Raw genomic sequence first — 10,171 nt, 5'->3', positions numbered from 1 at the left:
AGGCAACTTCTCTCATCAGACGATAAAATAGTAAGGCGTGAATAAAATGTTATTTTCTGTTCAGGCCGCAAAACGCTACAATGGTGGACTACTGCCGTAAAAAGAAGTTTGAGGAAGCAAGACAATGAGCGAAACAATTGAAAAAATTCAGCGCCAGATCGCTGAAAACCCGATCCTGCTGTACATGAAAGGTTCCCCGAAGCTGCCAAGCTGTGGCTTCTCTGCGCAGGCCGTTCAGGCACTTTCTGCCTGTGGCGAACGCTTTGCTTATGTTGATATCCTGCAGAACCCGGACATTCGTGCGGAGCTGCCAAAATACGCCAACTGGCCGACATTCCCGCAGCTGTGGGTTGACGGCGAGCTGGTCGGCGGTTGCGACATCATCATTGAAATGTATCAGCGTGGTGAATTGCAGCCGCTGATCAAAGAAACCGCAGCGAAATATGCGGAAGAGCCGAAAGCAGAGTAATTGGCTAACAGGCACTGAAACAAAAAAAGCGACCCATGGGTCGCTTTTTTTATGCCGCTACTCGTCAGCCGCGATGGGCAACGGCCAGCCGCCCAGGCGTTTCCAGCGGTTGACGATTTCACAAAACAGGATCGCCGTCTGCTCGGTATCGTACAGGGCAGAGTGGGCCTGGCTGCTGTCGAAATTCATGCCCGCAGCGATGCAGGCTTTAGACAACACCGTTTGCCCCAGCGCCAGCCCGCTTAGCGCGGCGGTGTCAAAGGTGACGAAGGGGTGAAACGGGTTGCGCTTAAGCGAGGCGCGATCGGCTGCGGCCATCATAAAGCTGTGATCGAAAGTGGCATTGTGCGCCACCATAATCGCGCGGTTGCAGTCGCTGTCTTTCATGCCTTTACGCACCATTTTGAAGATGGCATGCAGAGCATCGTATTCGCTTACCGCGCCGCGCAGTGGATTATTGGGGTCGATGCCGTTAAACGCCAGTGCTTCCGGTTCGAGGTTGGCACCTTCAAACGGCTCAACGTGGAAGTGTAACGTGGTGTCCGGCATCAGCCAGCCTTGCTCATCCATTTTCAACGTAATTGCCGCTATTTCGAGCAGGGCATCCGTTTTGGCATTGAATCCGGCAGTTTCCACATCGATGACTACAGGATAAAACCCACGAAAACGGTCGCATAGACCATTAAGTTGCGCATTGTCGGACATCAGAATCTCTTAACTCAGAAAAAGTAGCGCGCATTATGGCAAATTTTGCCGCGGCTTGGAAAGGCGGGTAAAAAAACGGGTGCGCTCGCGCACCCGAGGAGAATCAGTTGCCGAGACCTTTACCGGCATCTTTTTCTTCGATCAGTTCGATTTTATAACCGTCCGGATCTTCCACAAACGCAATCACCGTGGTGCCGCCTTTTACCGGGCCAGCTTCACGGGTCACGTTGCCGCCGTTCTGGCGAATGCGTTCGCAGGCTTCCGCGGCGTTATCAACGCTGAGGGCGATATGGCCATAGGCAGTGCCCAGCTCGTATTTATCCACGCCCCAGTTGTAGGTCAGCTCGATCACCGCTTCGTCGCTCTCTTCGCCGTAACCGACAAATGCCAGAGAGTACTTGTATTCGGTGTTTTCGCTGGTGCGCAGCAGCTTCATGCCCAGAACTTTGGTGTAAAAATCAATGGAGCGTTGCAGATCGCCGACGCGCAGCATGGTATGCAGTAAACGCATGATATCCCTCGTCCTTACTTATGAATAATCTTACTAGTATAGCGGCGGAACGCCGCCGCTATCAATGCAGGATCACAGCGTAGGATAATCGGTGTAACCTTCCGCACCGCCGCCGTAGAAGCTTTCCGGGCGCTGTGGGTTGAGCTCGGCTTTGCGCTGCAGACGAGCGACCAGGTCCGGGTTAGCGATATAGTCGCGGCCAAAGGCCACGGCATCGATTAATCCTTTTTCAATGAGCGCTTCCGCTTTTTCTGGCGTATAGGCGCCCGCACCGATAATCGGGCCGTGGAAACGGGCACGTACTTTTTCGCGGAACGCGTCGCTGTACGGCACGCCGCCGGCCCAGTCAGGTTCGGACATGTGCAGGTAAGCAATGCCGCGTTTACCCAGTTCTTCAATCAGATACAACGCATCGGCTTCTTCGTTCGGGCCGTTGTCGACGTTCTGGAAGGTGCCAACTGGCGAGACGCGGATACCAATACGCTCGGCACCCCATTCCTTAATACCGGCATCAACCACTTCCAGCACCAGGCGGGCGCGGTTTTCAACGCTGCCGCCGTACTGATCGGTTCGGTGGTTAGAGGAAGGAGAGAGGAACTGGTGCAACAGGTAGCCGTGCGCAGAGTGCAGCTCTACCAGATCGAAACCGGCTTCACGCGCGTTGGCAATGGCCTGACGGAAATCGTTGACGATCCCCGGGATTTCTGCGGTTTCCAGCGCGCGTGGCATCGAGGTGTCGACGCGAATCGCGTGGCCATTTTCGTCACGCAGCGAGGTACGGGTATTGGCGCTCAGCGCAGACGGTGCCACCGGGGCTTCACCGTTTGGCTGCAGGCTGTTATGCGAAATACGGCCGGTGTGCCACAGCTGAACGGCGATACGTCCGTCTTCGGCGTGAACGCCAGCGGTGATTTTCTGCCAGGCGGCAATCTGCTCTGGGCTGTGAAGACCCGGAGCGCCCTGGTAGCCTTTCGCCTGAGCGGAAATCTGAGTGGCTTCGGTGATAATCAAGCCAGAGCTTGCACGCTGGCGATAGTATTCCGCCATCAGCGGAGTAGGAATGTCGCCCGGTACAATGCTGCGCAGGCGCGTCAGCGGGGCCATAAACACGCGGTTCGGGGCGGTAACCGCACCCACTTTCAGTGGGGTAAACAGTTTTTCTTGCGACATGGTGACTCCTGAGTAGACCGGTCGTCTAGTGGTATAGGAAATAAAAACGCCGGGATCACTCCGGCGCGGCAATCAGATTCCTGACGTGCGTCAGCGCGCTTTCCAGCGGCGCCGAACTGCGCGAAATTTTCGCCTGCAGGTTCGCCCCCAGCCACAGAGAGTAGAGCACCTGGGCTGTGGTTTCGGCTTCGCCGTTGAACGTCAGGCAGCCTTCACGGCGGCCATTTTCCAGCGCTTGCGCCAGCAAAACCATAATCTGGCTGGCGCCTTTATTCATTTCAGCGCGCATATCTTCGGAAAGATCGCACACTTCAGCAGACAGCTTCACGGTCAGACAGCCGCTAATCAACCCCTGCTGGCAAAACTGTTCGAGCGTGTGCTGGTAGTAGTTCATCAGGCGGTCGCGGTAGTTTCCCGCGCCTTGCGTAAAGTGCTGCACCAGCCGCTGGTGATAGTCGGCAAAATGCCGGTCCAGCATGGCCACGCCAAACGCCTCTTTTGAACGAAAATAGTGATAAAACGAGCCCTTAGGCACTTCTGCCGTTTTCAGGAGTTCGCTCAGACCCATTCCGGTAAAACCGCGGTGCATGCAAAGACGCTCGCCGGTAGCCAGAATGTGTTCACGGGTATCATGTTCAATCGATTTGCTCATGACAGGCACTGTAATAGACCGATTGGTCTAATGCAAATGAATTTTTGAAAATGCCGTCTGGCGCGCATCAAACGGGAGAAAAGTTGCGCCCGCTGAATTAAACGTCTTCAATGAAGGGATGACGAGGTAAATAGGGGGCTAAGGTGGCGGAGCAACTGGAGTTCTTCCCGGTTCAAAGTCCGTGCCGGGGAATTTGTCAGTCGGATGAACGCGGTTTCTGCCGTGGCTGTTTTCGCAGCCGCGATGAGCGTTTTCACTGGCAGAATATGAGCGATGCGCAAAAACAGGAGGTGCTGCGGCTGTGCCGTCAGCGGCTACTGCGCAAATTGCGCGCAGGTAAAGCGCCCGACGCGGAAGAACCTCAGCAGCCCTCACTGTTTTAAGCGCAAAAGTGCGTATACTCGATTGATATTTTTTCATTGAGGAAGTGGTTATGGTTCAACGTATTACCCTGGCGCCTCAGGGCCCGGAATTTTCACGTTTCGTGATGGGCTACTGGCGTCTGATGGACTGGAACATGTCCCCGCGCCAGTTGGTGAGCTTTATTGAGGAACACCTGGATCTCGGCGTGACGACCGTCGATCACGCGGATATTTACGGTGGCTATCAGTGCGAAGCGGCGTTTGGTGAAGCGCTGAAGCTGGCGCCGCATCTGCGCGAGCGCATGGAAATTGTCACCAAGTGCGGTATCGCCACCACCGCCAAGCCAGAGCATGCGCTGGGCCACTACATTACCGATCGTAACCACATCATTCACAGCGCTGAGCAGTCTCTGCGTAACCTGGCGACGGATGTGATCGATCTGCTGTTGATTCACCGTCCGGACCCGCTGATGGATGCGGATGAAGTGGCGCAGGCGTTCACCGCACTGCACCAGAGTGGCAAAGTACGTCATTTCGGCGTCTCTAACTTTACCCCTGCACAGTTCGCGCTGCTGCAGTCGCGGCTGCCCTTTACGCTGGCGACGAATCAGGTTGAAATTTCGCCGATTCACCAGCCTACGCTGCTGGATGGCACGCTGGATCAGCTGCAACAACTGCGAATCCGTCCGATGGCCTGGTCATGCCTGGGGGGCGGGCGTTTATTCAATGACGAGGAGTTCCAGCCGCTGCGCGATGAGCTGGCGAAGGTGGCAAACGAGCTGAACGCGGGCAGCATCGAGCAGGTGGTCTATGCGTGGGTCATGCGTCTACCGTCGCAGCCGCTGCCGATTATCGGTTCCGGCAAAATTGAGCGCGTGCGCTCGGCGATCGTTGTGCTGTCTCTCGACATGACGCGCCAGCAGTGGTTCCGCATTCGTAAAGCCGCATTGGGTTACGACGTTCCGTAATCATCACCTTCATAGCCCGGCGTCGCCGGGCTATTTTTTCTTTACGCCGTTTGCTCGGTCAGAGTGCCGGGTGCCGGTGCCGTCTCAAGCTGCGAGAGTGAGCAATACAGTCGCCAGAGAATCGATGCCAGCTCGGCAGCCGCTGGCTGGTGGTGATGGGAGAGGGTTTGGCAAATGCGCTGGAGTTCTTCAAGCGTGGCGGCTAGCGGGCGTTGCTGAACGCCGCGCTCACTCATGACATCGCGCAATAAGCTAATGCACATATCTTGTACCTGAGAGAGCGGGTCCGATCGTGATTCCCAGCCGCGCAGCTGCCAAACCACATGCGAACAGTTCAGCAGTACCACCCCCCAACGCAGCAGCCAGCGCCGTGCCTGCTCATCCTGGCTAGTACTCAACTGACTGACGTGATGGTACACCAGCGATTCGAACTCGTGCTCGCTGCTGGAAGGGTGACGACTGAGTTGGTCGACGAAGTGACGGCGTAACGCACGAATATGGCGGCGACTTTTGCGCGCGTCTGACGCGGGCGTCAGCACGGCGAAAGCCAGCCATGCCAACCCCACACCGATAATTTTCGCCAGGTTATCATTGAGAAAATCGCCAAAATTGTAAACCGGTGGGTTGGTGACGGCGATAAACGATCCCATGAAAACAATCAACGAGCCCCATAGTCGCGCCTGTTTCGGCATTTGCAGCTTTAACAGTTGCATCGTCAACAGCAGCGGGAACAGGAACAGCATGAACTGCCACAGGTCGCTGATTTGCACCATCAGGCCAAACTTGACGCCGAAACTAAAGATGGACAGCAGAATCAGCGTACGCATCAGCAGCGTCAGTGAGCTGAACGGCGAGGGAACGTTAGAGTAGAGCACGCAGCAGATGGCGGCCAGCGTCAGCGCTGCCGCGCCGGACTCCCATTGTGTGCTGATGCTCAAGGCTCCCACGCTGACGAGGGCAAAAAAGGTGCGAATGCCACTCCAGGCCGCTTCGGCGTGGTCGGTGTGACGCATCAAGGCGGGGGCGGCGGGAACGTTAAATTCGCTGACCGCGGTTGCATTTTGCAGCCGCAACAGCCAATGACTGGTGGTCAGATAGAGACGGCAAAAATAGCGAAGCCGGCTCCAGAATGCATGATGGCGATAGTCTTGCGGATCGCTGGGCGCCAGAGGGGCGATAATACGTGCGACGGTGTAGGCATCGCAATCGGGTCTGGCCAGCGCCTGCAACAGTGATTCCAGTACCGGACGTAAATTCTGCGGCGCGTTGGGCCAGTTGAGCATCAAGCGGCGCAGGCTGGAAATTACACTGGTCAGACGCAACTGCTGATGGAGCAGATAGTTTAATAACGTATTCTGCCGACGCAGGCGATAGTGGCTCCAGAACGCCTGAATACGCAGCAGATTCATGGTGAGGATTTGCGCGATAACGCTCTGGTGTGCGCTGCGAATGGCGTCGGTGGTGACGGGTTGCCACAGCATACTGGCGTGTTCCAGCAGCCGCGCGTGCATATTTTTCAGCGCGCTAAGCAGCGTGGTGCCATCGGAGGTGCTGGGTAAAATCATCATCATCAGCCCGCCGCTTAAAATACCGACGATCACCTCACAGACGCGCGCTTGGGCAATTTCCCACAGCTTCGTGGCGTCGACGACGTTAATCATCGGGAACGCGATAATGGCGCAGGTATAGCCCGCGAGCTGAAAGGCATAGGCAACGTTGTTGGTGTACATCGCGCACGCCCAGGTGCAGAGCGCGAGCCAGCCGGACATTGCAAACAGAAACAGCCATGGGTCAGTCAGCGTATGTCCGCCGATAATCAGCGCCGCGCCAGCCCCCAGCAGACTGCCGGCAATACGTCCGAGGCTTTTGCTGATGACCCCGCCGACGGTCGGGAAACTCACCACGGCTGCGGAGGTCATTGCCCAGTAGGGTTCATCAAGATCCAGCCAGTAGGCGAAACTCAGCGCCAGGCACATGGCAATAGCGTTACGCAACGCATAACGCCATTGCGGCGGCGTCGCTTTAAACCAGGGCAGTGACTGCCAGGTCAACGCCGGAAAGGTCATTGTCGGTCACTCACGATTGAGACGGTACAGGTGGTACCCGCGACCAGTACCGTGTCAGCCGGCAGCGCGTCTAAATCGATGCGCACTGGTACGCGCTGGGCCAGACGTACCCATGGGATGGTCGGTTTAATATCCGCAACCAGCTTGCCGTCAGTGGCCAGACTCTGGTCGTGAATCGCGCGGCCAATGCTGGATACGTGACCCTGTAACTTTTTATCATCACTATACAGAACAATATCGGCGCGGTCGCCTTCACGGATATGACGAAGCTTAGTCTCTTCAAAGTACCCGACGACATAGAAGGAGTGGCTATCAATCAGCGCGAAAACCGGGTGACCGACGGCGGCATAGTTACCGACGCGCGTCGTGAGATTGGTGACCCAGCCGTCAACGGGGGCTTTGACCTCGGTTTGCGATAGCTGCCAACGTGCGTGCTCCAGTTCCGCTTTGGCGGCGTCAGCATTAGCCTGCGCCACTTTTAGCGCGATGTTGACGGTATCGATATCTTCGGCAGAGATAAAGTTTTGCGACAGACCACGACGGCGCTCAACTTCATGTTTTGCCCGCAGCAGGTCCGACTGAGCTTTCGCCACTTTTGCTTCCGCATTCATGATAGCGATTTTCCACGGCGTCGGGTCTATCTGAAACAGCACGTCGCCGGCTTTCACGTACTGGTTATCCTTGATGTTCAGACTCAGAATACTTCCCGATACCTGCGGCGTGATATCAACCTGCTCAGCGCGGATTTTTCCATCGCGCGTCCACGGTGACTGCATGTAGTAATTCCACACCATCCAGACGGCAATAATGGCCAGGGCAGCAATCAGCAGCGTTGAGAAATATTTTAATTTTTTCATTGGATTAAATCACCACATGACCAACAGTAGCAGCGCAAGGCAGACCGAGAGCGCGAAGAAAGAGAGATCCATTAATAGCGGATGCCAGATATCGCCCGCGTACATCCAGTCGCGTAACAGACGGTGCAAAATCAGCCAGAAAAGGAAGCCGAGAAGGACAGCCTTAAATACAGGAGGAAAATAAATCGAAGCACCGACGACGAGGTCTTGTAGAGGCAGTCCCGGTATGTGGAGAGTCAGCTTCACAAGCAGAAATCCTTTGCAATTGAAGAGTTATAGCTCGATAGTGTGTCGTGTTTTGACATAAAATCACATGATTTGAAACAGTGTAAAGCATAGATCTGGTTTGCGTGCACGTGGCAATACATTTGTTTTGCTAATTTAATTACTGCACACTATTCTAAAATCAGTATAATAACTTAGCAAGCTAATTATAAGGAGATGAAATTGGAATCGCCACTAGGTTCTGATCTGGCACGGTTGGTGCGCATTTGGCGTGCTCTGATTGACCATCGCCTCAAACCTCTGGAACTCACGCAGACGCACTGGGTCACGCTGCATAATATTCATCAGCTTCCACCCGAGCAGTCGCAAATCCAACTGGCTAAAGCGATTGGCATTGAGCAGCCGTCTCTCGTCCGAACGCTGGATCAGCTGGAAGAGAAGGGGCTGATATCCCGTCAGACTTGTGCCAACGACCGTCGTGCTAAACGCATTAAGTTAACGGAGAAAGCTGAGCCTCTGATCGAGGAAATGGAAGCGGTTATCAGCCACACGCGCGGCGATATTCTGGCTGGCATCTCCGCTGAGGAGCTTGAGATGCTTATCATGCTTATTCGTAAGCTTGAGCAGAATATCATCGAGCTGCAATCCCGAGATTGATATGAAAAACCCGCGAAGTTCGCGGGTTTTTTTCACTTACTCCCAGACGACGACCCGGTTTCGTCCCGCCTCTTTCGCGCGGTACATGGCCTCATCGGCACGCCGCACGCACTCTTCTACCGAAACGGACAGATCCGTGGCGGTAAACACCCCCATACTGATGGTGATTGACTCCGGCAGTTGTGCATTGCTGCTGCCTGCATCATGCTGACTGATGGCCAGGCGGATACGTTCTGCAATCGTGCGCGCCACCTCAGGTGAGGTATTGACCAACAGTAGCGCGAACTCTTCGCCACCAATACGCGCCGCTACGTCGTTCTGGCGCACAGAGTCCTGCAGTACCCTGGCGACAAACTGAATAACTTTATCTCCCTGCAGATGGCCGTACTTATCATTTATGCGCTTGAAGTGGTCGAGGTCGCTGACGATAACCGACACCGGATGGCCGTTGGCGATCGTCGGCTGCAGGGCGGTAAATGAGTCATAAAAGTAGCTGCGATTAAACAACCGCGTCAAAGGATCGCGGATCGAGTTCTGGTATGAGTTGAGATACTTGGTGTTGGACTGACGGTAGAGGGTAAACACGTCGCAGAACAGCACAAAGATCAGGAACAGGGTGGAAATGGTTTCGAACAACCGTGCCTGATACCAGCTGTAGCTGGCGGTATCCTGACCGGACATCAGGACCAGCAGGGTGAAGATATAACAAGCGCAGAAAAATGCGCCGCTGTACCAGAAAATATTGTTCAGCTGTGTCGTAAAGATAAGCGTAAATAGTGTGATTAACCATATTACAACTAATGCCCAGTTGACAATGTTGTTCCAAATTTCGCTGTACTGGAAAGTGTTATTATCAACGAGCTTAACGCTCAATAAAGAATCATGGCTGGAGTAGAGCCACGATAATACCAGCATGACAATGGCGAATCCGAACAATCCGCCTAAGATAAAAATATGATTCCGCATGCTATGCATATCGCGCGATTTTATCGCGTACAATACTACGGAGGTAATAAACAAAACCGCCATTATGATATTGCGGAAGAAATAAAATATCAGGGCGTCATTATAGTTAATATTATCTGATGCACCGCACAGGAACCACGTAGGATAGCTGTTTAGTGTACCGAGCATCAGCACCGCTGAGCTCGCGAAGGCGCAGGCGATGGCCATCAGGTAGAGCCGACGTCGATCGCAGAGGTATTTCATGACCATGAATACCGCAATCATGGTATGGAAAACCATCAGAAACATCGTAAGCGTAGGAAACAAAATAGGTGCAATCGCCGGGACATGGCGAATAAAAACATTAGAAAAGTGATTGAGTAATAGAATACCAATCAAGCAAATCGTGATATAAATCAAAAAACGCTGCAGGGGGAATTTTAAAAGCATATATGAGTCCTGTGTACGCTAAGCACTGCAAGCAATGAGGCATCCTGGCCCTATAAGACTCAAGTTTAATTGATTTCACGTAAAGAAATATTGTCCGCGCGCAAATAATAGGTAGGGTGAATAACTATTATATA

At 54.0% G+C, this 10,171-nt stretch carries 12 protein-coding genes; 4 read left to right on the top strand and 8 right to left on the bottom strand.

Features of this window, described 5'->3' with window-relative positions:
* Positions 1-124: 124 nt before the first annotated feature.
* A complete protein-coding gene (locus tag NNN71_RS21260; protein WP_035896299.1) occupies positions 125-469 on the top strand; it encodes a Grx4 family monothiol glutaredoxin in 345 nt (114 codons plus the stop codon).
* 57 nt (positions 470-526) lie between these two features.
* Here the strand turns inward: NNN71_RS21260 and rnt are convergent, their stop codons facing one another.
* The 4 genes from rnt to NNN71_RS21240 all read right to left on the bottom strand — a co-directional run bounded on the left by rnt (position 527) and on the right by NNN71_RS21240 (position 3,507).
* Positions 527-1,174, bottom strand: a complete 648-nt coding sequence (gene rnt, locus NNN71_RS21255) for a ribonuclease T (RefSeq protein WP_163447459.1) — start codon at positions 1,172-1,174, stop codon at positions 527-529.
* Between the two features lie 103 nt (positions 1,175-1,277).
* Entirely contained in the window at positions 1,278-1,685 is a 408-nt protein-coding gene (gloA, locus tag NNN71_RS21250; RefSeq protein WP_043000807.1) for a lactoylglutathione lyase, read from the bottom strand.
* A gap of 72 nt (positions 1,686-1,757) precedes the next feature.
* Positions 1,758-2,855 carry an alkene reductase gene (locus NNN71_RS21245; protein WP_167575955.1) on the bottom strand — a complete coding sequence of 366 codons (1,098 nt, stop codon included), beginning with the start codon at positions 2,853-2,855 and terminating at the stop codon, positions 1,758-1,760.
* 55 nt (positions 2,856-2,910) lie between these two features.
* Positions 2,911-3,507: a TetR/AcrR family transcriptional regulator gene (locus NNN71_RS21240; RefSeq protein WP_271459282.1), complete on the bottom strand. Its 597-nt coding sequence runs from the start codon at positions 3,505-3,507 to the stop codon at positions 2,911-2,913.
* Between the two features lie 143 nt (positions 3,508-3,650).
* On the opposite strand from NNN71_RS21240, the gene NNN71_RS21235 reads away from it, so the two are divergent.
* Positions 3,651-3,890, top strand: coding sequence for a DUF1289 domain-containing protein (locus NNN71_RS21235; RefSeq protein ID WP_064545717.1), 240 nt, complete (start codon positions 3,651-3,653; stop codon positions 3,888-3,890).
* Positions 3,891-3,940: 50 nt separating this feature from the next.
* Entirely contained in the window at positions 3,941-4,837 is an 897-nt protein-coding gene (locus NNN71_RS21230; protein WP_271459281.1) for an aldo/keto reductase, read from the top strand.
* A gap of 41 nt (positions 4,838-4,878) precedes the next feature.
* On the opposite strand, the gene NNN71_RS21225 is transcribed toward NNN71_RS21230, so the two are convergent.
* Genes NNN71_RS21225 through NNN71_RS21215 form a run of 3 tightly spaced genes read right to left on the bottom strand, consistent with a single transcriptional unit; the run spans position 4,879 to position 8,006 of the window.
* The gene (locus NNN71_RS21225) at positions 4,879-6,903 is read right to left on the bottom strand and encodes an FUSC family protein (RefSeq protein WP_271459280.1); all 2,025 of its coding nucleotides are present in this window, start codon (positions 6,901-6,903) and stop codon (positions 4,879-4,881) included.
* Positions 6,900-7,760 carry an efflux RND transporter periplasmic adaptor subunit gene (locus tag NNN71_RS21220; protein ID WP_271459279.1) on the bottom strand — a complete coding sequence of 287 codons (861 nt, stop codon included), beginning with the start codon at positions 7,758-7,760 and terminating at the stop codon, positions 6,900-6,902. The genes NNN71_RS21225 and NNN71_RS21220 overlap by 4 nt, the downstream gene beginning before the upstream one ends.
* Positions 7,761-7,769: 9 nt before the next feature.
* Positions 7,770-8,006: a DUF1656 domain-containing protein gene (locus tag NNN71_RS21215; protein WP_223802534.1), complete on the bottom strand. Its 237-nt coding sequence runs from the start codon at positions 8,004-8,006 to the stop codon at positions 7,770-7,772.
* A 195-nt stretch (positions 8,007-8,201) separates the two neighbouring features.
* Here NNN71_RS21215 and slyA point away from each other — a divergent pair, with 195 nt between their 5' ends.
* Positions 8,202-8,642 (top strand): transcriptional regulator SlyA, encoded by a 441-nt coding sequence (gene slyA, locus NNN71_RS21210; protein ID WP_163447466.1) that lies wholly within the window; start codon positions 8,202-8,204, stop codon positions 8,640-8,642.
* Positions 8,643-8,678: 36 nt separating this feature from the next.
* On the opposite strand, the gene NNN71_RS21205 is transcribed toward slyA, so the two are convergent.
* Positions 8,679-10,037: a sensor domain-containing diguanylate cyclase gene (locus tag NNN71_RS21205; protein ID WP_271459278.1), complete on the bottom strand. Its 1,359-nt coding sequence runs from the start codon at positions 10,035-10,037 to the stop codon at positions 8,679-8,681.
* Positions 10,038-10,171: the final 134 nt, after the last annotated feature.

The sequence above is a fragment of the Kluyvera sp. Awk 3 genome (assembly GCF_028069715.1).
Classification (GTDB): domain Bacteria; phylum Pseudomonadota; class Gammaproteobacteria; order Enterobacterales; family Enterobacteriaceae; genus Kluyvera; species Kluyvera georgiana_A.
Note: the sequence above shows the minus strand (reverse complement) of the source record. Positions and strands in the feature narration are given on the sequence as shown.